At 71.1% G+C, this 24199-nt stretch carries 23 protein-coding genes; 16 read left to right on the top strand and 7 right to left on the bottom strand.

The features are described from left to right. The first annotated feature begins 44 nt into the window (after nt 1–44). Together AB0J87_RS43265 and AB0J87_RS43260 are read left to right on the top strand one after the other, a co-directional pair. Complete coding sequence (locus AB0J87_RS43265) at nt 45–1175, top strand: DUF418 domain-containing protein (RefSeq protein WP_363976306.1); 1131 nt, start codon at nt 45–47, stop codon at nt 1173–1175. Nucleotides 1176–1306: 131 nt separating this feature from the next. Next, nucleotides 1307–2182, top strand: coding sequence for an oxidoreductase (locus AB0J87_RS43260; RefSeq protein WP_363976303.1), 876 nt, complete (start codon nt 1307–1309; stop codon nt 2180–2182). Here AB0J87_RS43260 and AB0J87_RS43255 read toward each other — a convergent pair. From AB0J87_RS43255 to AB0J87_RS43245, 3 genes are all read right to left on the bottom strand, one after another. Continuing rightward, complete coding sequence (locus AB0J87_RS43255) at nt 2162–3304, bottom strand: XRE family transcriptional regulator (protein ID WP_350729519.1); 1143 nt, start codon at nt 3302–3304, stop codon at nt 2162–2164. The two genes, AB0J87_RS43260 and AB0J87_RS43255, sit on opposite strands and share 21 nt — an antisense overlap. Beyond that, complete coding sequence (locus AB0J87_RS43250) at nt 3297–4058, bottom strand: hypothetical protein (RefSeq protein WP_363976300.1); 762 nt, start codon at nt 4056–4058, stop codon at nt 3297–3299. Before AB0J87_RS43250 ends, AB0J87_RS43255 begins: the two co-directional genes overlap by 8 nt. 206 nt (nt 4059–4264) lie before the next feature. Next, a complete protein-coding gene (locus AB0J87_RS43245; protein WP_363976297.1) occupies nt 4265–6271 on the bottom strand; it encodes a CehA/McbA family metallohydrolase in 2007 nt (668 codons plus the stop codon). A gap of 68 nt (nt 6272–6339) precedes the next feature. Between AB0J87_RS43245 and AB0J87_RS43240 the strand changes: the two genes are divergently transcribed. Next, entirely contained in the window at nt 6340–7029 is a 690-nt protein-coding gene (locus AB0J87_RS43240; protein ID WP_363976294.1) for a rhodanese-like domain-containing protein, read from the top strand. Between the two features lie 6 nt (nt 7030–7035). Here AB0J87_RS43240 and AB0J87_RS43235 read toward each other — a convergent pair whose 3' ends face one another. Next, complete coding sequence (locus tag AB0J87_RS43235; protein ID WP_350729526.1) at nt 7036–7320, bottom strand: Fe-S cluster assembly protein HesB; 285 nt, start codon at nt 7318–7320, stop codon at nt 7036–7038. A 94-nt stretch (nt 7321–7414) separates the two neighbouring features. Here AB0J87_RS43235 and AB0J87_RS43230 point away from each other — a divergent pair, with 94 nt between their 5' ends. The 12 genes from AB0J87_RS43230 (at nt 7415) to AB0J87_RS43175 (ending at nt 20688) form a co-directional block, all read left to right on the top strand. Continuing rightward, entirely contained in the window at nt 7415–8068 is a 654-nt protein-coding gene (locus AB0J87_RS43230; RefSeq protein ID WP_363976291.1) for an endonuclease, read from the top strand. Between the two features lie 46 nt (nt 8069–8114). Next, nucleotides 8115–8888: an enoyl-CoA hydratase-related protein gene (locus AB0J87_RS43225; protein ID WP_350729529.1), complete on the top strand. Its 774-nt coding sequence runs from the start codon at nt 8115–8117 to the stop codon at nt 8886–8888. 68 nt (nt 8889–8956) lie between these two features. Next, nucleotides 8957–9322, top strand: a complete 366-nt coding sequence (locus tag AB0J87_RS43220) for a hypothetical protein (RefSeq protein WP_363976287.1) — start codon at nt 8957–8959, stop codon at nt 9320–9322. After that, complete coding sequence (locus AB0J87_RS43215) at nt 9313–10518, top strand: DUF6395 domain-containing protein (RefSeq protein WP_350729532.1); 1206 nt, start codon at nt 9313–9315, stop codon at nt 10516–10518. The genes AB0J87_RS43220 and AB0J87_RS43215 overlap by 10 nt, the downstream gene beginning before the upstream one ends. Nucleotides 10519–10534: 16 nt before the next feature. Then, the gene (locus AB0J87_RS43210; RefSeq protein WP_363976284.1) at nt 10535–11377 is read left to right on the top strand and encodes a M55 family metallopeptidase; all 843 of its coding nucleotides are present in this window, start codon (nt 10535–10537) and stop codon (nt 11375–11377) included. Nucleotides 11378–11431: 54 nt separating this feature from the next. After that, nucleotides 11432–12982 carry an FAD-dependent oxidoreductase gene (locus AB0J87_RS43205; protein WP_363976281.1) on the top strand — a complete coding sequence of 517 codons (1551 nt, stop codon included), beginning with the start codon at nt 11432–11434 and terminating at the stop codon, nt 12980–12982. 70 nt (nt 12983–13052) lie between these two features. Continuing rightward, a complete protein-coding gene (locus AB0J87_RS43200; RefSeq protein WP_350729537.1) occupies nt 13053–13571 on the top strand; it encodes a YbaK/EbsC family protein in 519 nt (172 codons plus the stop codon). 132 nt (nt 13572–13703) lie between these two features. Continuing rightward, nucleotides 13704–15659 carry a serine/threonine-protein kinase gene (locus AB0J87_RS43195; protein ID WP_363976278.1) on the top strand — a complete coding sequence of 652 codons (1956 nt, stop codon included), beginning with the start codon at nt 13704–13706 and terminating at the stop codon, nt 15657–15659. Nucleotides 15660–15675: 16 nt separating this feature from the next. Next, a complete protein-coding gene (locus AB0J87_RS43190) occupies nt 15676–17499 on the top strand; it encodes a serine/threonine-protein kinase (RefSeq protein ID WP_363976275.1) in 1824 nt (607 codons plus the stop codon). A 35-nt stretch (nt 17500–17534) separates the two neighbouring features. Next, nucleotides 17535–18740, top strand: coding sequence for a serine/threonine-protein kinase (locus tag AB0J87_RS43185; protein WP_363976272.1), 1206 nt, complete (start codon nt 17535–17537; stop codon nt 18738–18740). Between the two features lie 195 nt (nt 18741–18935). Continuing rightward, complete coding sequence (locus tag AB0J87_RS43180; RefSeq protein ID WP_350729545.1) at nt 18936–19715, top strand: electron transfer flavoprotein subunit beta/FixA family protein; 780 nt, start codon at nt 18936–18938, stop codon at nt 19713–19715. A gap of 19 nt (nt 19716–19734) precedes the next feature. Beyond that, on the top strand, nt 19735–20688 hold the full coding sequence (locus AB0J87_RS43175; RefSeq protein ID WP_350729546.1) for an electron transfer flavoprotein subunit alpha/FixB family protein: 954 nt from the start codon (nt 19735–19737) through the stop codon (nt 20686–20688). A 187-nt stretch (nt 20689–20875) separates the two neighbouring features. On the opposite strand, the gene AB0J87_RS43170 is transcribed toward AB0J87_RS43175, so the two are convergent. Then, nucleotides 20876–21670, bottom strand: a complete 795-nt coding sequence (locus AB0J87_RS43170; protein WP_363976268.1) for a metalloregulator ArsR/SmtB family transcription factor — start codon at nt 21668–21670, stop codon at nt 20876–20878. 310 nt (nt 21671–21980) lie between these two features. On the opposite strand from AB0J87_RS43170, the gene AB0J87_RS43165 reads away from it, so the two are divergent. Continuing rightward, a complete protein-coding gene (locus tag AB0J87_RS43165) occupies nt 21981–22853 on the top strand; it encodes a hypothetical protein (protein ID WP_363976265.1) in 873 nt (290 codons plus the stop codon). A gap of 94 nt (nt 22854–22947) precedes the next feature. On the opposite strand, the gene AB0J87_RS43160 is transcribed toward AB0J87_RS43165, so the two are convergent. Beyond that, entirely contained in the window at nt 22948–23307 is a 360-nt protein-coding gene (locus tag AB0J87_RS43160; protein ID WP_350729553.1) for a hypothetical protein, read from the bottom strand. A gap of 62 nt (nt 23308–23369) precedes the next feature. Continuing rightward, on the bottom strand, nt 23370–24191 hold the full coding sequence (locus tag AB0J87_RS43155) for an AraC family transcriptional regulator (RefSeq protein ID WP_363976262.1): 822 nt from the start codon (nt 24189–24191) through the stop codon (nt 23370–23372). Nucleotides 24192–24199: the final 8 nt, after the last annotated feature.

The following is a 24199-nucleotide window of genomic DNA, read 5'->3' as shown; positions in this document are numbered from 1 at the left end:
GCCCGCAGCAGCGGCCCGGCACGCCGAACCGGAAGGAAACCGACATGACCCTCACGGCGCCCACCGGCGTGACAGCGAGAGCGCTGGCGCCGGATCTGGCACGCGGCTTCATGCTGCTGCTGATCGCCCTGTCACACGCGCCGGCGTTCGTCGGCGACTGGGACGCTGGGCCCGCCGCGCTTGACGCCGCGGCGAAGTTCATCAAGTCGCTGCTCGCCGACAACCAGGCCCGCGACATGTTCGTGTTCCTGTTCGGCTACGGGCTCGGGCAGTTAGCCCACAGCCGGCAGGCCAGGGGCGGCGACTGGGCCTCGATCCGGAGCCTGCTGCGACGCCGGGCGCTCTGGCTGATCGTCATCGGCTTCCTGAACACGGTGGTGCTCGTGCCCATCGACATCATCGCGGTGTACGGGCTGACCCTGCTGGTGCTCGCTCCCCTTGTGCGAGCGCGGGATTCGGTGCTGTGGTGGACGGGCCTGCTGACGCTCGTCCCCGCGACCCTCCTGCTGGCCTGGCAGAGCGTGGTGGCCCAGGCGAAGCCGGTGGCCATGGCGGAGTTCATGGAGCCCACGTTCGCCGCGCACCTCGTCGCCGCCATTCCGTCCTGGCCGGTGGAGACCGCGATCTCCACCGTCATGGTGGTGCCGGGCATGATGCTGGGCATCTGGGCCGCCAGGCGCCGGTTCCTCGACGAGCCCGAGCGGCACCTGCCGCTGCTGCGCCGCGTCACCGTGGTGCTCATCGGCGTGGCAGTGGCGGGCAGGCTGCCCGCGGCGCTGCTCGCGGCCGGCGCGTGGACTCCCACCTCGGTCCCCGTCAGCTGGGCGGTCGCCGTGGCGCATGACCTGACCGGGTACGCGGGCGGCATCGGCATGGCCGCCGCCATCGGGCTCGTCGCGGTCAAGGTCCGGCGTGGCCGGCTCACCACGGCCCTGGCGGCGCTGGGGCAGCGGTCGTTGACGTTCTACCTGTTCCAAGCCGTGGTCTGGGTGGTGCTCTTCTACCCGTTCACGCTGGGCCTGCGAGACGGCGTGAGCTTCGCCCTCACCTTCGGGATCGCCGTCGGGGTCTGGCTGCTGTCGATCGTGCTGGCCGAGTGGCTGCGCGCCGTCGGCCACCGGGGCCCGGCGGAGGTGTTCCTCCGGCGGATGTCGTACGGCCGCCCCAAGCGGTGAGGCGGCCAGGTTGTGCGTGGAAGGTGACCAAGGCGAGGTCCGACCAGGGTCCTGCGACGCTGGAACAGCGGGTACTCCCACCTGGGGCAGGCACGTTGCAGAGTGTCCACGGAATGAGAGGAAATCATGAAATGTCGGATAAGGCGCTGACGCTTGCGGACGACCTCACCCTCAACCGCATGGGCTACGGCGCCATGCAACTGGCCGGCCCCGGCGTCTTCGGTCCGCCCCAAGACCGCGACCAGGCCATCGCCGTGCTTCGCGAAGCCCTCGAACTGGGGATCAACCACATCGACACCAGCGACTTCTACGGCCCCGCGGTCGTCAACGAGCTCATCAGGGAGGCCCTGCACCCGTACCCGGCAGACCTGCGCATCGTCACCAAGGTCGGCGCGCGCCGCGGTCCCCAGGGGGAGTGGATGCCCGCTCAGGACCCCGCGGACCTCAAGGTCGCGGTGCACGAGAACCTCCGGCACCTCGGCCTGGACGTCCTCGACGTCGTCAACCTGCGCGTGGTCACGCACGAGGGCACCACCGACGAGTCGCTCGCGGAGCAGTTCGGGGCTCTGGCGGAGCTGCGCGAGGAGGGGCTGATCCGCCACCTCGGCCTCAGCGCCGTCTCCACGGCCCAGCTCACCGAGGCCCGGTCCATCGCACCCGTCGTCACCGTGCAGAACCTCTACAACGTGGCGAACCGGCAGGACGACGCCCTCGTCGAGCGGTGCGCCGCCGAGAACATCGCCTACGCGCCGTTCTTCCCCCTGGGCGGTTTCACCCCGCTCCAGTCGGAGACGCTCCGGAACGTGGCCGCCCGCCTGGGCGTCTCACCCCAGCAGGTCGCCCTGGCCTGGCTGCTGCAGCGCTCGGCCACCATCGTCCTCATCCCGGGGACCTCGTCCCCGGCCCATCTCCGCGAGAACGTCGCCGCCGCCGACCTGGTCCTGCCCCCGGACGCGGTCGCGGAGCTGGACGCCATCGGCGCGGGGCTAGAGGACGAGCTTCAGTGAGGGCCGCTGGTCGGGCAGGCCGATCAACTCGCGTACGCGGGTGATGGGCCAGGCCAGCTCCCGGGCGAGGGTGGCGGCGGTCAGGTCGCTCTCGCGGGTGGCCAGGTCGAAGGCGTGGGCGAGCAGGACCGGCTGCTCGCCGGGGTAGCCGGAGACGGGCTCGTTGGTGAAGCCCGGCTGGTCGCGCAGGGCGGCCAGGCGCTGGTAGGCGCGGCCGGCGGCGGAGTCGGAGATCAGCCCGGTCTCGCGGCACCGGTAGAGCAGCGAGTCGACCGACACCCCCCATGTCCGCCGCAGCTCGGCGAGCTTGCGCAGGTCGGCCCGTTGCGGCAGCTGCGGCAGGATGCTGCCGCGCGGCGTGAGGAACTCGGCCGCGAACGCGTCGGCCTCGCGCTCCTGATGGCTGTCACCGGCCGCCGTGTCGCCGTGCAGGACGAGGTGGCCCAGCTCGTGGGCGGCGGTGAAGCGGTGGCGGTAGATGTCGTCGAACCGGTTGGGGGTCAGCACGACGATCGGCCGCGGCAGGCTGGAGGTGGAGAACGCGTCGACGGTGACCGCGTCGGGGTCGTGGCGGGGGAAGGCGACGACGATGCCGTGGGACTCCATGTGGCGTACGAGGTGGCTGACCGGGCCGGTGCCGAGCCCCCAGTGGGCCCGCAGCGCGCGGGCCGCGCCCGCCGGGTCGCGCGGCAGCGCCGAGTGCATCTCGCCGCCCGCGAACCCGGGCAGGTCGACGGCCGGCAGCTGGATCCGCTTCTCCAGCGCGTACGTCAGCTCCCACACCTGCTCGACGAAGGCCACGGCCTTGGCCCGCTGGTAGGCGCGGGTGGAACGCAGGCTGCGGAAGTGGGCCATGGAGCCGTCGAGCTTGCCGTGCGGCCGTCCGGGCAGGAAGAAGGCCATCGGCACGGCCAGCGCCTCGGCCAGCAGCGGGACCAGGTCGGGGCGCGGGCGGGTGACGCCCGCCTCGTACTGCCCGACCGCGGCGGGGGAGACGCCGAGGAGCTCGGCCACCTCCTTCTTGGTGAGCGCGGCCAGATGGCGGGCCTGGGTGAGGCGGGTGGCGTCGAACGCGTCGGCGACGGCTTGGGGGGTCGGCGCGCCGGTCTTGAACTCACTCACCGCCGGCGGCTTCTGCCCTGGTGATCGGTACGGCTTCGCTGACGGGCGCCGTGAGCCGCCCGGCCCCGGTGCGGGGGTTGAGCGCCGGGGTGGGCAGGGCGCCCTGGTCGAACGCGGCCGGCTGCGCCCCGGACTGCCCGGCCGTCGTCGCGTCCTGGGCCAGGGGGATCGGCTCGCACACGTGCCAGCGCAGGCTGCCGGTGCGGTCGAGCAACTCGGCCTCGCCCCACCAGGCGTCGAGCAGCCCCGCGTGCGCGTTGCACGCGTACGCGATCAGCACCAGGCTCGTGTCGTCGGGCAGGTCGGACAGCGCCTCGGCCACCGGCACCGCCTGCGGCGCGAGGTCGTGCAGCGAGAGCTGCCGCATCCGCGGCTCGGGCCCGAACCGGTTGAACAGCGCCTGCACCAGCGCCGACGGGCGGCCCTCGCCGATGCGCGCGCTCATCACGCCGATCGAGCGGTCCTTGGCATAGCGGAACGGGAACAGCAGCTTGCCGTCGAGCACCACCAGCTCGTGGGGGGACCCGGCGGGCTTGATGATCCGCACGTCGCCCATGTCCTCGAACGCCTTGGCCAGCGCCTCGAACTTGCGCGACATGAGCGTGAACCCGAACGGGTGCGTGTGCTCGGTCTGCGCGGCCGTCTGGGCGTCGCGGGCGTTGTCGAGCGCGACCGACAGCGCCTCGGCGATCGCCTGTCTGATCGCCGGCACCCGCTGCCCGAACGTGTCACGGGCCCACTGCGACTCCAGCATGCGCCGACCTCCGAACGCTTCGCCCGGCGGCGACCGGGGACCGGAGCCGCTTCAGTTTCCAACATCATAGACCCGCCACGACTTCACGAAGCCACTCCGCCGACACGCGCGTGTCGCGGGTCTCGCCTAGGGAAGTCGGGCCCTAGGGAAGTCGGGCCCTAGGGAAGTCGGGCCCTAGGGAAGTCGGGCCCTAGGGAAGTCGGGCCCTAGGGAAGTCGGGCGCGGTAGACGGCCCTGGCGCGCTCGTACAGCTCCAGGTGGTCGTCCAGCTGGGCGGGCGTCTCGAACGTGCCGTACCGCCGCAGCAGGACCTCCAGCCGGTCCAGCCACGCCAGGCACCAGCGGACGTCCGCCTCCCTGGCCACGTGCCCGCCCGCGACGTCCACGTACACCGGGCTGCTGTGCGCGTACGCCCCCGACCGGTGCACGGTGCGCGGGTGGGGCCCGCCCGAGGCCACCGCGACCACGTACGTCGGCTCGCCCGCCGTCATCGACGCGACCAGCCGCCCCGGCGGCCCCTGCGCCAGGACGCCGTCGGCGGTGCGGATCTCCAGCGACTCGACCTCGGGCCCGATCGAGGAGACCACGATCTCGACCCGCTGCCCCGGCGCGAGCTCCAGCGTGTCGCCCGGCCCGTGCCCGTTCACGGTCAGCTCCAGCCACGGCCCGGTGGTGGCGAACGTGCGGCCGAGCAGGATCGCCTCGGCGTAGGACTCGGCGGTGAGCGGGCCCGCGACGTTCGCGTACACCCGCTCCCACCCCGGCGGGCTCGACGCGGTGCCGCGGCGGCAGAAGGACAGCACGGCGTCGGTGCCCGCGGTGACCGTGAGCCTGTTGCCCGCGCCGATCAGGCGGCGGTAGACGGTGGCGGTGGCCGCGAGCGAGGAGTGGTTGAGCACGTCGAGCGTGTCGATCAGGCCGAGCGCGGCGTCCGCGACGATCTCCCTGGCCGCGCAGTTGCGGCCGGTGTTGAGGATCACGTCCGGCGGGTCGTCGTCGGAGAACGCCGTGTGGAACGGGTGCCCGTACCCCGTCACCCCGCCGAGCCGGCGCAGCTCCTCCAGTGCGACCGCGTTGGGCGGCCAGTCGACCGTGCCCTCGAACCCCGCGTGGTAGCGGCTCGGCGGCTCCCGCAGGCCGAACGCGGTCAGGTGGCCGACGACGTCGTTGCGGTACTCGACGCCGAGCCTGGCCAGGTGCCTGTCGTCGGACCAGGGCAGGTCCTTGCCCACCCAGTGCTCCAGCGCCTCGACGTCGTAGACGCGCCCGCTCGCGACGTTGCCCGCCACGAGGTTGAGCACGTGCAGGTCCTCGCCGTGCTGCGCCGCCGCGGCCAGCTCGGGCGCGGCGGGCTCCTCGCCCATCCAGTTGAGGTGCACGTGCAGGTCGCCGCCGTACCAGCCGCGGGCCGCCGCGTCGTACAGGCGCTCGGGGGCCAGCTCGACCAGCGTCTCCGCGCCCGCCTCGGGGGTGATCACGACCTCGGACGAGGTGTACTCCATGCCCCTGGCCACCGCCACCGTGACCGGCTCGGCGGGCACGGCGATCACGAGGTCGTCGCCGTGGAAGAACGGCCTGCGGTGGACGTCCACCTTGGGCGGGGCGCCCTCGGGGTACCAGCCCTGCCCGCCGGCTCCCGTCACGCTCCACCGGCACGGGAACCCCGCCCGCACCCTGATCGTGGCCGCCTCCGCCCGCCTGCGCAGCGGCGACAGGTCCACGGGCTCCCCGTTCACGCTGACGTCCCGCTCCAGGCCGGCCACCCGGGCGCCATGAGGAGGCACCTCGTACGGCGTGCCGTCCACGACGACCGTGACCGGCTCGTCCACGCTGGAGTCGAGGAGCAGCGACGTACGGAAGGGCCGGTCGTCCAGCACCACCCGGGTGACGGCCTCCAGCGCGAACCCCTCGGGGGTCAGGCGCAGCGCGGCCAGGTTGTCCAGCACGTCGCCCGCCAGCGCGTCCCGCACCGCCCGCTCCGGATCCACCTCGTCGAGATGGTCCTCGGCCTCCTCCGGGGAATATCGCCCGGCGAGCTGGCGCAGCCCCGCGCCCCAGTAGTTGTGGCGGCGGTCGAGGAAGACGGTGGCCCAGGCCTGGACGACGTACGGGATGGGCGGCTCGCCCCAGCAGGGGCCGTGTGCGTCCCGCAGCTCACGGTAGTCGGCCAGCGCGCGGGCCACGGAGGCGGGCAGCAGCGGATCGTCACACATCGGGCACTCCCTGAATAGGACGCCTCGTCATCGTGACACGAATCGCCGTCTGAGGGCAGGGGGACGCCATGACGAACATCATCGATCGCGAAGCCGTGCGGGACCTGGTCGCCAACCGGCGGGCCCAGCTCGTGGAGGTGCTGCCGGAGAAGGAATATGCGTGGGCGCACCTGCCCGGGGCCGTGCACCTGCCGCTCGCCGCGATGCGCACATCCGCCGGCGAGCTGGATCCGGCGCGGCCGGTCGTCGTCTACTGCCACGACTGGCTCTGCGACCTGAGCCCGCGGGCCGCCCACCGGCTCGACCACCTCGGGTTCGAGCACGTGTACGACTACCGGCAGGGCAAGATGGACTGGCTCTCCGCGGACCTGCCCTACGAGGGCACGGCCACGCTGGTGTCGCGGCACCTGCGCCGCGACCCCGTGAGGGCCGCCCTCGGCGACCCCCTGGACGAGATCACCGAGCGCATCATCGCGGACCCGGCCGGGCTGGCGGTCGTCGTGGACGACGACGACGTGGTTCAGGGCGTCATCGGCTCGCGCGAGCTCAAGGGCGCCGATCTGAACGGCGTCGCCGAGCGGGCCATGCGGGTCGGCGTGACCGCCGTACGGCCGAGCGAGGAGCTCGAACCGCTGGTCCGGCGCATGGACCGGGCCAAGGTGGACCACGTCGTCGTCACCCGGGTGGATGGGACGCTGGTGGGCCTGTTCGGGCTGGGCGACGTGCGCCCGCCCGAGACCGGACCCGATTTCGGCTGAGCCCTGTCAGGCCCGCCGACCCAGCCGGAACATCGGCTGCCCCGGCGCGCCCGGCTGCGCGTCGAGCGCCTTGTCGTCGAGGATCTCGACCACGTCCTCGGCGACGAAGACGCGGACGTTCTCCTTCTCGACGACCTGGTCACTCGCCTCCGGTGTGCTCGTCAGCGAGAGCTCCAGCGTTCCCGCCTCGTCGGGCTTCGGGGAGATGCGCAGGCCCGCGTCGGCGGGCACGTCCTCTCCGACCATCAGATCGCGGATCGCCTCGACGGCGTTGTCAGTCAAGGTCAGCACGGCTAGCTCCTTCGCAGTCGCCAACCCTCCGCCTCCCCAGCGACCTCCACCCCAAACCCGGCATGTCACGACACGCCCCGGGTAGCGGGCGGGCATGGGCAAGACCGAGAAAGCCGTCGTGGACGTGCTGCTCGACCGATTCGGCCGGACGTTCGCCCGCGAGGCCGGCATCAAACTCGCCGACCAGCCGAAGCCCCTCTACCAGCTGCTCGTCCTGGCCACGCTGCTCAGCGCGCGCATCTCGGCCGAGGTCGCCGTCGCGGGCGCCAGGGAGCTGTTCGGGGCCGGGTACGGCACGCCGAAGGCCATGCGGGAGGCGAGCTGGCAGGACCGGGTGGACGCGCTGGACCGCGGCCACTACGTCCGCTACGACGAACGGACCTCGACGATGCTGGGCAAGGGTGCCGAACTGCTCCTCGATCGCTGGAAGGGCGATCTGCGCCGCCTGCGCGAGGAGGCCGGCGGCGACGACCGCAGGATCGCGGCGCTGCTGACGGAGTTCCCGGGCATCGGCCCGACGGGGGCCGACATCTTCCTGCGCGAGGTCCAGGCCGTGTGGCCCCAGGTCGCGCCGCACCTGGACCAGCGGGTGCTGGAGGGTGCGGGCAAGCTCGGGCTGCCCCGCCAGGCGCGCCCGCTGGCCGCGCTGGCCCACTCCGGCGACGAGCTGGCCCGGCTGTCGGCGGCGCTCGTCCGCGCCTCCCGCAGCAGGAAGACGGTGGACGAGGTGATCTCAGCCGCCCGTTGACCGTGGCTGCCATGGACGAACGCGATCACTCTGTTAGGTTCGGCTCATGGGTGAGTTTGTGAGCGTCGAGGTGGCCGACCAGATCGCCACGATCCGTCTTGACCGTCCGAAGATGAACGCCCTCAACATGCAGGTCCAGCGGGAGATCGTCGAGGCGGCCCGCGAGGTGGACGCCGACCCGCAGGTGCAGGCCGTGATCGTCTACGGCGGTGAGAAGGTCTTCGCCGCGGGCGTGGATATCAAGGAAATGGCCGACATGTCCTACGCCGACATGGCCGCCCACTCCCGTACGCTCCAGGCCTGCTTCACCGAGGTCGCGCGGATCGGCAAGCCGGTCATCGCCGCCGTCACCGGCTACGCGCTGGGCGGCGGCTGCGAGCTCGCCCTCTGCGCCGACTTCAGGGTCGCGGGGGAGTCGGCCAAGCTGGGCCAGCCGGAGATCCTGCTCGGCCTCATCCCCGGCGCGGGCGGCACCCAGCGCCTGCCCCGCCTGATCGGCCCGGCGCGGGCGAAGGACCTGATCTTCACGGGCCGCCACGTGCCCGCCGCCGAGGCCCTCGACCTGGGCCTGGTGGACCGGGTGGTGCCTGACGAGCAGGTCTACACGGCCGCCCTGGAGTGGGCCGCCACGTTCGTCGGCGGCCCCTCGGTAGCGCTCCGCGCCGCCAAGCAGGCGGTCGATCAGGGTCTGGAGGCCGACCTCGACACGGGGCTCGAGATCGAGCGTCTGCAGTTCTCCGGACTGTTCGCCACGGACGACGCCAAGATCGGCATGCGGGCCTTCTCGGAGAAGGCCAAGCCCAAGTTCACCGGTCGCTGAAAAGGAAAGTCGACCCATTCGAACGGCTCGTCCTATGGGGCGCGGGTTTGCCAGTATGGTGGCGTTTCATGATGCGCGTCCTGGTCCCTGCGCGGCTCCGGAAGGCCGTGCGTACGTGGTTCGACTCCCGCTACATCTCCATTTCCGACCACCGTCAGGACATCAGGGACGCGCTCTGGGAGGTCCAGACGGTCCGGCGGGAGATGGCCACCCTCCAGAGCGAGGTGGAGCGGCTCAGGAACGCCCGCCCGACCGGCGGCTCCGGGATCGGCAGGGCCGACAAGGCGAAGCTCGACGACACCCACCGGCTCGCCCAGGAGACGGCGAAGGCGCTGGACGGCGTGCTCCAGAACGAGGTCCTGGTCTGGCAGGCCATCGACGACCTCCGCTCCGGAAGCGCTTCCGGGCAACCGGGGGAGCAGCCGTGCGCGTGACCTGGACCGGCACGAGCCTGACCTTCCGCCTCGACGCGGAGGACGAGATCACGGGCAAGGCCTCCGACGAGCACCCCATCAAGCTGGCCATCAACTCCTGCTCCATCGGCGGCGTCCCCGGCGACGCCCACCCGGACCTCTTCGCCGTCGCCGCCTGGACGGTCGTGGCGCCGTGGACGAGGAAGCGCATCTCCTTCGACCGCGCCATCTCGGCCGACCTCGCCGACGCCCTGCACTCCGGATGGGGTGTCGAGGCCGGTCCGGTGGGGGCCGAGCCGCGCCGCCCCGGGGCCCGGCTCGCGATCTCGTACAGCGGCGGCGCGGACTCCGTGGCGGCGGCCACCGTCTACCCGCAGGCGCCGTTCGTGCATTTCCGCCGGGTGCCGCACCCGCGCGTCCCCAACCGCTGGTCCCACTACCGGTCGGACGTCCTGGCCAAGCTCGCCGCCAAGACCGGGCGCGAGCTGAGCACGGTCACCTCCGACCTGGAGTTCACCCTGGCCGAGCCGCGTCCCGGCTACCCGGAGCACCACGCGGTCGCGGCCGGCGCGCTGCTGCTCGCCGACCAGCTGGACCTCGGCGGGCTGGGTTTCGGCTACGAGCTCGGCTCGCGCTGGCTCGGCGGGGGCCGTTACCTGTGGCGCTACACGCCCGACAACCCCATGTGGTCGCCGCACGGCAGGTGGGGCCGGCTGTTCGCCGCCGCCGGCGTGCACATCGTGCTCCCCGTCGGCGGGGTGAGCGAGGCGACGACGATGCGCCTGGCCCTGGGGTCCGACCTCAAGGACTACGTGCGCTGGTGCCTGCGCGGCACCGACGGCCCGTGCCGTACCTGCGGGAAGTGCCTCTACAAGGAGCTCATCCAGGCGGCCGTCGAGCGCCGCCCCCTCGACACCCCCATCACCGCCGACCGCCCCGTCGCGCAGAAGTACCTCAAGAAGCCGCCGTACGGGGGGCAGGAGATGATCGAGTACGGGTTCGCCCGCGTCCCCGGCATCGAGAACACGCTCTTCGCCAAGGCGCTCGACTACTTCGACGTCTCGGAGGAGTCGACGGCCTGGCTGGACCGCTGCTACCCGCGGGCCCTGGCCGAGATCCCGGACCGGTGGCGCGAGGAGGCCACGGCGTTCGTCGAGAAGCACGTGGGGCTCATGACGGAGGACGAGGTCCGGCGGGTGGAGACATGGGGCGCCTGATGAGGAGTGGGAACGCGTGAAGGTTTATCTGTCCGTCGACATGGAGGGCGTCACGGGGCTGACCGACCCCGAGGAGATGCACGCCGGCAAGCGTGGGTACGAGCGCGGCTGCGAGCTGATGACGGCCGACGCGAACGCCGCCATCGAGGGGGCCTTCGACGCCGGGGCGGCCGGCGTCCTGGTCAACGACGCCCACGGCTCCACCAAGAACCTCCGGATCGACCTGCTCGACCCGCGCGCCAGCCTCATCCGCGGCCCGGGCAAGGCGCAGCGGATGGCCCAGGGGCTCGACGGCTCGTTCCAGGCGGCGTGCTTCGTCGGCTACCACGCCCGCGCGGGCGTGCCGCACGGCGTGCTCAACCACACCTGGATGGGCAAGGAGATCCAGAACGTCTACCTGAACGGCGAGCTGTGCGGCGAGACCAGGCTCGTGGCGGCGTGCGCCGGGTTCCACGGGGTGCCGGTCGTGCTGGTGGCCGGGGACGAGGCCGTCGGGGAAGAGGCGCGCGAGCTGCTCGGCGACGTCGAGACGGTCGCGGTGAAGAAGGGGATCGACAAGTTCTCCGCCGAGTTGCTGCCGCCGAGCGTCGCCCAGGCAAGGATCCGTGAGGGGACGGCTCGTGCGCTCAACCGGTTGAGCGACTTCACGCCTTATGCGGTGGCTGCGCCGTACACGCTCGGGGTGGAGTGGAACTCCACCGCCATCGCGGCCGCCGTGGCGCTGATCCCGGGCGTGAAGTCGGTGGGGCCGCGGCACATCGAGTTCACGACGGACGACTTCGCCCAGGTCATGGCCCTGTTCGGCATCTTCGCCACCATCGGCGGCCAGATCGCCTGCGGCAGCGGCCCGTACGGCTGACCCCGGACGTATGGTGCGGAGCGGTTCTGTGGAGTGCGGAGGGGAGACGGCGGCGTGGAGGGTGCGGCGCTGACCCGGCGGGGGTTGCTCGTCGGGATCGGGGCGGTGGGCGGCGCGGGCGCCATGTACGCCGCCATGGGCGCCCTCGGACTGGCGCCGTCCGAGCAGGACAAGCAGTTCGCCGCCCCCAGGCCGGGCGACTTCAGCCTGAGCGGCAAGGGGGCGGCGAAGGTCGTGATCCTCGGCGCCGGGGTGGCGGGGCTGACGGCCGCGTACGAGCTGGGCAAGGCCGGGTACGACTGCACGCTCCTGGAGGCCAGGGAGAAGCCGGGCGGGCGGAACCTCACGTTGCGCGGCGGCGACCGGCTGGCCGAGCTGAACGGGCCCGCCCAGGACGTGAAGTTCGGCGAGGGCGTCTACTTCAACGCCGGCCCCGGCCGGATCGCCCCCTGGATGGTGACCCTCGACTACTGCCGTGAGCTGGGCGTCCCCATCGAGACCTTCGTCAACAACAACGCCGCCGCCTACGTGCACACCAACAGCCGGACGGTGCGGGCGCGCACGGCCCGAGCCGACATGTATGGCTATATCGCTGAATTACTGGCTAAAGCGACAAATGTCGGTGCGCTGGACAAAACCGTCAGCAAGGCCGACCAGGAGACGCTGCTCGACTTTCTCCGGAGATTCGGCGACCTGGGCCCGAAGCACGAATACGAAGGGTCCATGCGCCGCGGTTTCACGAAATATCCGGCAATAGACACCGGCACTCCTCTCGACGCTCCGGGCACCCTCCACCAGGTCCTCGCCGCCGGCACCGGCCGGGCCATCACCAACGACTTCGGCTACGAACAGGCCACCCCCATGTTCCAGCCCGTCGGCGGCATGGACGCCATCGTCACCAAGCTGACGGAGGCGGTCGGCCGCGACCGGATCAGGACCGGCGCCAAGGTCACCAAGATCACCAGCCTGGCGGACGGCGTCGAGGTCGCCTGGGAGGGCGGCGGCATCAAGGCCGACTACTGCATCGCCGCCCTGCCGCCCCACATCCTCGCCAAGATCCCGCACAACCTCGGCGCCCAGGTCACCACCGCGCTCAGCACCCCGATCCCGGTCGCCGCCGGCAAGATCGGCTTGGAGTACGGCCGGCGCTGGTGGGAGCTGGAGGACCGCATCTACGGCGGCGTGACCGAGACCGACCTGGACATCACCCACATCTGGTACCCGTCCCACGGCTACCACTCCGAGCGCGGCCTCCTCGTCGGCTACTACAACACCGAGCGGAACGCCGAGCTGTACGCGGCCCTCACCCCCGAGGACAGAAGGCGCAGAGCGCTCACCCAGGGCAAGAAGATCCACGGCGACAAGTACCGCCAGAACCTCCTGTCCGGCGTCTCCATCGCCTGGGACCGCCAGCCGCACATCCAGGGAGGCTGGGTGCGCTGGCCCGACTTTGATTCGTCCTTCACTTTTCTGCAACGCCCCGCCGGAAGGGTTTACTTCGCGGGCGACTGGCTCACCCATCTGATCGCATGGCAGGCGGGGGCCATGGAGTCCGCCCGCAGCGCCGTCACCCAGCTGCACCAGCGAGTGCTGCAGTCCGCCTGACGCCGCACGCCACCCCCGCGGCCACCGTAGGCTCCTGGGAGAAGCGATCTGCGGAGATAAAATCGAGGAGATGGGGATGGCGTTGCACTGGGTGCCCGCCAACGACCGGACCGACCTGCTGGCCGACCCGGTCGCGCTCGCCGTGCCGGAGTTGGAGGGCGTCGAAGTGGCCGAGATCGATCCTGAGCTGGCCGACACGGCGGCGTTCTGCGAGCGGTATGGCGTGACGCTCGACGAGTCGGCCAACTGCGTGGTCGTCGCGGCCAAGCGCGGCGGCGAGACGCGCTACGTGGCCTGCATGGTGCTCGCGACGATGCGCGTGGACGTCAACGGAGTCGTCCGCCGCCACCTCGACGCCCGGAAGGCGAGCTTCGCGCCGATGGCCGACGCGGTCGAGCTGACCGGGATGGAGTACGGCGGCATCACCCCGCTGGGCCTGCCCGCAGACTGGCCCATCCTGGTGGACACGCACGTCGCGGAGCATCCCAGAGTGGTGATCGGGAGCGGCGTGCGCAGGTCGAAACTGGCCGTGTCCGGTGCCGCGCTGGCCGGGCTGAAGAGCGCCGAGGTTCTGCCGCTGGCCGGTTGAGGGGAAACTGAAGCCGATTCGAGACCGTTGGATGGGAAACCGATGGCCCCTTTCTGGACGTTGTACGAGTGGGAATGTGGCCTCATGGTTCATCTCGTGGGCGGGGATTAAGCCGGTATGGTGCTTCATGCCATGAACGATGACCGACTAGGCCCTTACCGGCTGCTCAGGCGGCTCGGTGAAGGCGGGATGGGCGTTGTCCACCTCGCTGTCGACCCCCAGGGGCGGCAGGTGGCGGTCAAGGTCCTGCGCGGAGAGGTCGCCGGCGACGAGGTCGCCAGGCGGCGGCTTTCGCGCGAGGTCGAGACGATGCGGCGCGTGCGGAGCAAATACATCGCCGAGGTGCTCGACGCCGATGTCACCGGTCATCGCCCGTACATCGTCACCCGTTACGTCCCCGGTCGTCCCCTCGACGAGATCGTGAAGGACGACGGGCCCCTCGACCTGCCCTCGCTGGTCAAGCTCGCGCACGGGGTGGCCGCCGCGCTGGCCTCCGTGCACTCGGTGGGCGTGATCCACCGCGACCTCAAGCCCGGAAACGTGCTGATCCTCGACGGCGAGCCCGTCCTGATCGACTTCGGCATCGCCCAGGCGGTCGACGCGACCCGGCTGACGCAGACCGGCATGTTCATCGGCACGCCCGGCTACCTCGCGCCCGAGATCATCGAGGGCCAGGAGGCGGGGCCGGAGGTCGACGTGCACGCGTGGGCGGGCACGCTGCTGTTCGCCTCCACCGGCCAGCCGCCCTTCGGCAAGGGCACGCTGGAGATGATCTTCTACAACATCACCGCGGGCAAGGCCGACGTGAGCGCCGCCCCGGCGACGTTGCAGCCGCTGCTGAAGGCCGCGTTCCAGCGCAACCCGAACAAGCGCCCCAAGGCGGCCGACCTGGCCGAGCAGACCGCCCGGATGCTCCAGAAGACGCCGAGCAACTCGCCCGACGAGATCTCGACCGTTCCCCGGCCGACCGAGGCCCCGCCGGCGCAGGACAAGCCGTCGTACGACATCTCCACGCCGCCGGTGACGCCCAAGCGCCTGCTGGAGTCCCAGGAGCAGCCCACCGCGCCGCCGCAGGACCAGCAGTACGTCTCGCTCCTGCCCAACCAGCCGGACCCGTGGCCGACCCGCAGGGTGACGCCGGAGGAGCTGCGGCGCATCCAGCGCGAGAGCGGCCTGACCCCGCCGCCCTGGCAGCCGCAGCAGCCCGTCAACAACCACGGCCTCGTGGCCCCGCCGGGTGAGGGCGACGTGCCCACCCGACGGGTTCGCCCCGACTCGGCCGACTACGGACGGATCCACACGCCGGTCCCGAACGCCCAGGCGCCTCATGCCCAGGTGCCGAGCGCGGGTCCCGACGTGCCCGACTACGCCCGGCCCGGGCCGAGCCCGCTCCAGCCGCCCCCGTACATCCCGCCGCAGTACCCGCAGCCCGACCCGAGCACCAAGCGGGAGCCGTACATCCCGTCGGTCGCGCCGGGCAAGATGCTGCAGCGGTCGAGGGCCTACGGCGTGGCGGGCGCGATGCTGCTCGTCGTGATGATCGTGGCGGCCGTGATCGCGCCCGTGCTGGTCGCGGTCGTGGCGATCCCGGCCGCGATCCTGCTGCGCGCGGCCGACCTGGCCCAGCCCCAGCTGACCTCCCGCAGGGCCGCGGGGGCCGCGGCGCTCGACGTGGTCAGGGTGTTCGCCTTCCCGCAGGCGCTGGCCAAGTCGGTGGGCATCACGCTGGCACTCATGCTGTACGCGCTCATCCTGGGCCTTCCGGTGACGCTGCTGCTCACCGTGGTGGCCAGGATGGACCCGTCCAACGCCCTGGCCTGGGGCGCCGCGGTCGCGTTGTGGACCGTCTGCGCGGGCCCGGGAGTGGAGGGTCCTGGCAAACAAATGCGCAGAACGCTCTCATCGCTCGTACCCTCGAGGACAGCGGCGATGGTGATGGCGGGGGCTCTCGCGGCGGCCGCCGCGCTCTCGCTGATCCTCGCCGCAGGCACGTTCGGGGACAAGCCAAGGGGGGCCGTATGGACTCCGCTGAACGTCAATCCAGTGGTCAGACAGCTAGACGGGCTAAGGGGGAATCCCGGGGGATGACGCGGGGAAGGTGGCGATGAGCACCCAAGCACCAGAACGCCTGGGCCCGTACCGGCTGGTCAGGAAGATCGGCGAAGGTGGCATGGGGGTCGTCCACCTCGGTCTCGACGGCGAGGGCCGCGAAGTCGCCATCAAGGTCCTCCACCCGCACGTGGCCGCCGACCTCAAGGCGCGCGACCGGCTGACCCGCGAGGTCGAGACCATGCGCCGGGTGCGCAGCCCGCACGTCGCCGAGGTGATCGACGCCGAGCTCGTGGGCGGCCAGCCGTACGTCGTGACCCGCTTCGCCCCCGGCCGCACGCTGGAGGACACCGTCCTGGCCGACGGCCCGCTGGAGGCGCGCGAGGTCATCAGGCTTACCCAGGGCCTCTGCCAGGCGCTGGTGGCCATCCACACGGCCGACGTGATCCACCGCGACTTCAAGCCGTCCAACGTCATGCTGGTCAACGGCGAGCCGCTGGTCATCGACTTCGGCATCGCCCACCTGGTCAACGCGACCAGGCTGACCCAGACGGGCATGTTCGTCGGCACGCCGGGCTATCTGGCGCCCGAGATCATCCGTGACTCCGAGATCACCCAGGCTGCCGACGTGCACGCGCTGGCCTCGACGGTGTTCTTCGCCGCGACGGGGGCGCCGCCGTTCGGCACGGGAACGTTCGAGGCGGTCTGCTTCAACATCATGGAAGGGCGGGCGCAGATCGACAAGGCGCCCGCGTGGCTGCGCGGCTGGCTCGGCAGGGCGCTGCAGGTCGACCCCGCGTCCCGGCCCAGCGCGCACGAGCTGCTGCGGATGGCCAGGGCGCTCGACCCGGCCGTGACCACCTTCAACGAGACGTCCTTCGACGGGCCGACCGGCACCAAGCGCATGGGCGGCGGCACGCGGACCATGGACACGTTCTCCGATCTGCTGCCGCCGGTCGAGTACGGCAAGACCGCGCCGCCCCCGCAGCGGGAGGAGCGGCCGCCCACCCGCCGGGAGGAACGGCCGCCACCGCGCCGGGAGGAGCGGCCGTACCGGGAGGAGCGGCCGCCGCCGTACGTGCCCGCGCCGGTCGCGGCCAGGCCGATGGCCCGCACCGACCAGCGGGTCGCGGGCTACCCGGCGCCGCCGCCCACCTCGCCGTCGCAGGTCAGGCCCTACACGCCGCCGCCTCAGTACACCCCGCCGTCCGAGCGGAAGAGATACCTGTTCGGCAGCCAGGTCGTGGGCCTGCTCCTGCTGGTCACGCTGGTGGCGCTGACCGTCATGATGCCGGTCATGGTCGGCGCGATCGCCGTCGCGCTCGCGCTGGTGCTGCGGCTCGGCGAATACCTCTTCGGTGACCTGGTCAAGCGGCGCCAGATGCGCGGCAGCAGCTCGGCCGACCCGCTGCTGGCGGTCGTCGGCACGCCCTGGGCACTGGTCAAGTCCGCGCTCGTGACGGCCGTGCACGTGCCGCTCGCGCTGCTGTTCGGCCTGTGCGTCTGGGGCCTGCTCCGCTGGGTGGGCGGGATGAGCGTCAACGAGGCGGCCTCGTTCGCGGCGGGCGCCTTCGCGGCCGGACTGTTCGTGCTGCCGGGCGGCGGCGCGCCGCGTCAGGCCGTCACCCGCACGCTCACCGGCGTGCTGCGCAGCCCCGGCGCGGCGCTGGTCGCGGTCGTGCTGGTGGGTACGGCGGCGCTGTTCGCGGTGATGTTCGCGCTGGGGCAGGACGCGTCGTGGTACCCGTGGCGGGCGCCGAAGACGGTCATCGACGAGCTGGCGAACAACGCCCAGCAGAGCACGATCGGCCTGATCACCGGGCTGATCGACAGCCTGCTCAGCGACCTCGGGCTGGGGTTCCTGACTCCCTGGTCCTGAGTGTCCCCATCGGCTCTCGGGGGGAGAGATGAGGTATGAGCGAGCACCTCGGCCCATATGAGCTTCTTTCCAAGCTCGGGGCGGGCGGGTTCGGCGAGGTGCATCTCGCCCTCGACGCCGAGGGACGTACGGTCGCGGTCAAGGTGCTCCATCCCCACGTCATAGCCGACGGCGGGGCGCTGGCCCGGCTGGCGCGCGAGGTGGAGACCATGCGCCGGGTCGGCGGGTCGCACGTGGCGGAGGTGCTCGACGCCTCGCTGGAGGGCGCCCGGCCCTACCTTGTGACCCGCTACGTCCAGGGCCGCCCGCTCAGCGCCACGCCCGTGCCCGTGGCCGACCTGCGCAGGCTGGCCTCCGGGCTGGCCGACGCTCTGCTCGCCATGCATGAGTCCGGCGTGGTGCACCGAGATCTCAAACCCGCCAACGTGATGATGGCCGAGGGCGAGCCCGTCGTCATCGACTTCGGCATCGCCAGCGCGCTCGACTCGCTGTCGGTCACGGCCTCCGGCGCCGTGGTGGGCACGCCCGGCTACCTGGCCCCCGAGGTGCTGGAGGGCAAGAGCGCGGGCATGGAGGCCGACGTGTTCTCCTTCGGGGCGACGCTGGCGTACGCGGCGACGGGGCGGCAGCCGTACGGGCAGGGGCCCGCCTCCGCGGTGGCCTACCGGGTCGTGCACCATTCGCCCGACCTGGAGGGCGTCCCCGAGTGGCTGGCGCCGCTGTTACGCGAGTGCCTGTCCACCGACCCTGCCGCGCGGCCGACGGCCGCGCAGCTCTGCGCCAGGCTGGGGGTCGAGCCGGTCTCCCACGTACGGCAGGTCCCACCCCGGGCGGCGAACGCCGCCGACGACCTTGCCACGAGGGAGTGGCGGCTGGGCAAGAGACGGCCGCGCAGGTCCGTGGAGGAGTCCAGGGCCAGGCACCGGGAGAAGGTGCGCAGGCGCTGGCTGATCGGTTCGGGACTGTTCGTGTCGCTGCTGGCCGCTGCCGCCCGCGAGCCGCTGCCCGAGGTGGCGCTGTTTCTGCTGGCGGCGTACGCGCTGGCCGTGGTGGCCGACGCCGGGGTGGCGCTGTTCTCGAAAAGCCTGTTCCGGCGCAGCCGCATGATCACGGATCTGGTCAGCGTGGCGGGTGCCGTGGGACTGTGTTTCGGGCTGGCGACGGTGTTCAGCACGTTCACGCTGGCGCTGTTCGCGGGTACGGCACTGGTGGTGGGGGTCGTGTTCCTGCTGTCGGCCTAGACCGAACAAAGTTCTGTATAGTGGGTGGCTGCGGGTTTGCAGTTAAGCTACTCATGGGTAACATAACTGGCGAAAGCTTGGGCAGACCCTCTGTCAGTGGCCCGGTGGGCACCTGGCAGTCTGGACAGCATTGCATTCGGCGCCCGCCGCAACGAGGCGGTGGCGCACGCGAACACGGGAGGTCGGCCACCGGCCATGAACATCGTCGTCTGCGTGAAGCAGGTCCCCGACACTGCGACCGAGCGCAAGCTGCGGTCCGATGACAAGACGCTCGACCGCGACGCCGTCGACGGCGTGGTCAACGAGCTTGACGAGTACGCGGTCGAGGAGGCGCTGCGGCTCAAGGAGGCCCACGGTGGTGAGGTGACCGTGCTCACCATGGGCCCCGGCAAGGCCACCGAGACCATCCGCAAGGCGCTGGCCATGGGCGCCGACAAGGCCGTCCACCTCAGCGACGACGCGCTGCACGGCTCCGACGCGCTGTCCACCTCGTACGCGATGGCGCAGGTGCTCAAGAAGATCGGGTTCGACCTGGTCATCCTGGGCTCCGAGTCCACCGACGCGCGCACCGGCGTGCTGGCCGCGATGCTGGCCGAGCGCCTCGGCACCCCGCAGCTCACGCTGGCCAACAAGGTCGACGTCGAAGGCTCCTCGATCGCCGTCCAGCGCATCACCGACTACGGCTTCGACAAGGTCGAGGCCACGCTGCCGGCCGTCGTCTCCGTGGTCGAGAAGATCAACGAGCCGCGCTACCCGTCGTTCAAGGGCATCATGGCCGCCAAGAAGAAGCCGGTCGAGACGCTGGCCATCGGCGACGCCTCCATCGACGCCGCCCAGGTGGGCCTGGCCGCCGCGTGGTCCTCGGTCGTCGACTTCGCCGCCGCCCCGCCGCGCGCGGCCGGCACGATCGTCAAGGACGAGGGCGACGGTGGCGCGAAGGCCGCCGACTACCTCGCGTCCAAGAAGTTCATCTGAGAACGGGAGTTTTGCTGATATGTCGGAGATTCTCGTTCTCGTCGAGCAGGTCGAAGGCGAGGTCAAGAAGGTCACGCTGGAGCTGCTGACCCTGGCCCGCTCGCTCGGCACCCCCTCCGCCGTCTGGGCGGGCCCCGGCCTCACCGCCGAGGCCAAGGCCAGGCTCGCCGAGTACGGCGCTGACAAGATCTACGTCGCCGCGTCGAGCGACATCGTCGACTACGTGGTCGCGCCCAAGGCCGAGCTGCTCGCCCAGCTCGTCGCCGCCACGTCCCCGGCCGCCGTGCTCGTGGCCGCCACGTCCGAGGGCAAGGAGGTCGCCGGCCGCCTGGCCGTCAAGACCGACTCCGGCGTCATCACCGACGCCGTGGGCCTGGGCGAGGGCTTCGTCGCCGACCAGTCCATCTTCGGCGGCGGCATCAACGTGCAGTCCAAGGTGAGCAAGGGCACGCCGATCGTCGCCGTACGCCCCAACTCGACCGCCCCCGAGGCCGCCCCCGCCGCCGGCACCGAGGAGGAGGTGTCGGTCACCCTGTCCGACGCCGCCAAGGCGGCCCGCATCGTCGAGCGGGTCAAGCAGGAGAAGGGTGCCCGGCCGGAGCTGACCGAGGCCGCGATCGTGGTCTCGGGTGGGCGCGGCGTCGGCTCCGCCGACAACTTCTCGATCATCGAGGGCCTGGCCGACTCGCTCGGCGCCGCCGTCGGCGCCTCCCGCGCCGCCACGGACGCCGGCTGGTACCCGCACCAGTTCCAGGTGGGGCAGACGGGCAAGACGGTGTCGCCGCAGCTGTACATCGCGGCGGGCATCTCGGGCGCCATCCAGCACCGGGCCGGCATGCAGACGGCCAAGACGATCGTCGCGATCAACAAGGACCCGGAGGCCCCGATCTTCGAGCTGGCCGACTACGGCGTGGTGGGCGACCTCCACCAGGTCGTGCCGCAGCTCACCGAGGAGATCAACAAGCGCAAGTAGCCGCAGCACGGTCTTCGCGCTATAGCGCTCGGGCTGTGACTTTGGGGGGCACGGCCGGGGCACGGCCCCCCAAGCCCTTGGCTTCAAGGCGCGGTCCTCGCGGTGGGGGCGCTTCGCGCATGGGGCTCGGGCTGTGACATTGGGGGCGCGGGCACCTCGCGACGTCGTCGAGCCCTGATCGGGCAGGTCACGCATCCTCCGGCAGCGGTTCGCCGGTCTCCAGCAGCGACTTCAGGCTCGCCACCACGTTCGGCCAGCCGTGGCTGACCATCTCGGCCAGGCTCGATCCGGGCTCGAAGCCGTCGTGCATGACGGTGAGCTTCACGACCTGCGCGGCGGCCTCCTCAATGGTGAAGGTGACCTTCGACCGGGCCTCGCCAGACAGCCGGGCGAGCATCTCCTCGTCCCAGCCGAAGCGCTTGGCGAGCTCCGGGGTGATGGCGTGCCAGGTGTAGGAGAGCCGGCTGTAGGGTTCGGCCTCCAGCACGACCTGCTCCGGGTCGCTGATCAGCACGCCGTGGTTGTCCCAGGTCATCGCCGAGCCGACGGACCAGTCCGTGGTGAACTCCGTGGCCCAGTATCGGCGGGTGAAGGCGGGCTCGGTCAGCGCCTGCCAGAGCTTCTGCGGGGTGGTGCGGATGTAGGTGGTGTAGACGAAGGTCGGGGCGTCCATCGGGGTCTCCTCAAGGGCGAGTTTCAGGTCCGCCAGGGCTTGGACCCTGGCCTGGTCGTAGCGGCTGATCCACCGGTGGGCGATCTCGTGCACGGGCGCGGCGTTGAGGTAGTGCAGCTTCTCCCGGCCCCGCCGCACGGTGGCGACGAGCCCGGCCTCCTCCAGCACCGCGAGATGCTTGCTGACGGACTGCCTGGCCATGTCGAGCCCGGCGCACAGCTCGCGCAGCGTCTGCCCGTTGCGGGCGTTGAGCGAGTCGAGCAGCGCGCGCCGGCTCGGATCGGCCAGCGCCTTGAACACCTCGTCCATGTCCGCCCTCGTACCTGGGTTGCCGCTTGTCGATATGCAGCCTTTCGGCTGCCTTTAATTTAGGCAGCCAGATGGCTGCCTGTCAACACGCGCGACTGGCGGGAGCTGATCATCCTCGGGACGGCGGTCATGTGGGAGGAATGCTCTGGATCATCGGATGTCGCAACCTTTGAGAGGTCGACAGTCCAGGCCGACGCTGGGAGGCGTCTCGCACAGAGAAGTAAGTTCCGTCGCCATTCTCGTAACTTTAAGTGCTGGACATGTGACAATAAGTGTCATGCCGTCCCCCCGACATGACGCCCTCGTCCAGATGTTCACTGACCGTCCCCTACTGGCGGTGGAGGTCTTGCGTGATCTTCTGGGAGTCGAGTTGCCCGCCACCCAGCTGGTCCGGCTGGAGAAGTCCACCTTCAACACTCGCCCCTCCGACGACCTGGAGTCCGACCTGGTCGTTGTCATGGGGCCGCCGCAGACCGCCGCGCACGCCATCATCCTGGAGGTCCAGCAGGACAAGTCCAAGGATCCTCTGCAATTGGCGCGCTACGCTGCCGCGCTGTGGCTCATGCTGCGCTGTGATGTCACGGTCTTGCTCGTCTGCCCCGATCGTGGAGTTGCCGTCCATTACGCGAAGCCCGTCGATTCAGGGTTGAGCGGCTACCGCCTGCAGGCACAGGTGTTGGGGCCGGATGACATTCCGGCCATCACCGATCCTCAGGAGGCTGTCGCCCGCCCGGGTCTGTCGATCATGGCGGTCATGGCCCACGGTCGTGACCCCAAGGTGGTGGAGGCTTTCGCCATGGCGCTGACAGAGCTGCGTGATGAACACGCTGCGAAGTACTATGAATACGCTTACAGCATGTCCGCGCCCGAAGTGCGGCGCCTCCTGGAGGAGATCATCATGACGTCCACCACCTGGCCCGTCTACAGCCCCTTCGCCCGCGAGCACTACGGCCGCGGCCAGGAAGAAGGCAAGGCGGAGGGCGTGGCAGAAGGCAAGGCGGAGGAGGCGGTCAGGATGCTTCTGCTGGTGCTGGGCGCCCGTGGCTTCGACATTCCGGATGACATGCGCACCCGGATCTCCACCTGCGCTGATCTGGTCCAGTTGGAATCATGGGCCACTCGTGCGGTGACCGCCCAGTCCCTCGAGGACCTGTTCGACGAGACCGGTGCACAGCACTGCTAGGGCTCACCTGGGACAGCATCGATCTCACTGACCAAGAGCTGCGGGCCTCCCACCAGCTCAACCGCCGCCCGGTCGGGCTCGGACTGCGGCGCGATCAATGAACAAGCGTGTGAACCAGCACGTCGAAGTGCAGGACGTGGGGGTCCGAGTCCAGCAGCGTCGCGCGGGCGGGCGGGGTGACGCGTTCGCGGGTGTGGTCCGCGCCCGCGAACGCCTTGACCGTGTCCAGGGAGTCGAACAGCGTGACGGTCGTCAGCTCCATGGCCTCCGCGTCGTGGCGGGCCAGGAGGTACGCGCCGCGGAAGCCGGGCAGCCCCCGCAGGTCGTGCATCACCTCTGACTCGAACACCTGCTGATATCTGCTGGTAGCCGCAGTGCCGGTGGTCCTGGCGCGCCATACTCGGGCGATCATGATCGGCTCGTTCTCCTTCACCGTACGGGGATCGGACGTCACCGAGTCTCGTCCCCGTCGTACGGCCGCCGCTTGAAGATCCTTGCTCGAATGAGGTCGCATCGTCAGCGCGGCGGGACCGCCAGCATGCGGCGCACGGCCACCGGTGTCAGCCCGCACTCCCCACGGATCGTGCGCGTCAGATGGGCGTGATCGGCGAAGCCCAGGTCGGCGGCGAGAGAGGCCAGATCATCGTGCCCCGCCTCGATGGCCTCGAGCGCGCGCATGGTGCGGATGCGATTGCGGTACGCCGTCAGGGTCACCCCGGTCTCCTGGCGGAAGGCGCGGCTCAGGTGATAGGGCGACCAGCCGACGCGCCGGGCCAGATCACGCAGGGAGGCGCTCAGATCGTCGGCGATGAGCGTGCGCACCGACTCCACCAGGGCCCGCCGTCGCGCCAGTGTGGCGGCCCGGCCGCGGGTCCGGTCCGGGTGGGCGCGGTGCCGAGCCTCGAACAGGTCGCCCATCAGGCCGATCACCATCTCGGCGAGTTCCGGGGAATCCGCACCCTTCCCGGCCCGTGACACCAGCAGCCGATGTGCGAGGGCCAGCCTGCCGTTGACCGGCAACGCCACGGCACGCGGCGGCTCGTCACCCGCAAGTTCGCGCATCAGGCCGGGTGAGCAGGTCACGGTCGTGCAGATGTCCTCGATCCCGGGGCGGTGGGCGATGCTCAGCTCCTGGCCCACGCCGCCGAGGTAGGCCAGCGCAGGATCGGCCAGCAGGACCTGATCGTCCACACGGGCCCGGAAGGCGCCGCTTCGTACCAGCACCACGCGGTACGCCGTCGCCACCTCGGGCGGCGACCACGTCTCGCTCTCGGCCCGGATCCTGACCCGCTCCAGCGAGAACCCGTCTCCGGCCGCGAGGTTCGTCACCGTCCGCATGCCACAAC

This window comes from Nonomuraea sp. NPDC049625, assembly GCF_040675285.1.
GTDB classification, from domain to species: Bacteria; Actinomycetota; Actinomycetes; order Streptosporangiales; family Streptosporangiaceae; genus Nonomuraea; species Nonomuraea angiospora_A.
The sequence above is the reverse complement of the archived record's forward strand: the minus strand, read 5'-3'. Positions and strand labels throughout refer to the sequence as shown.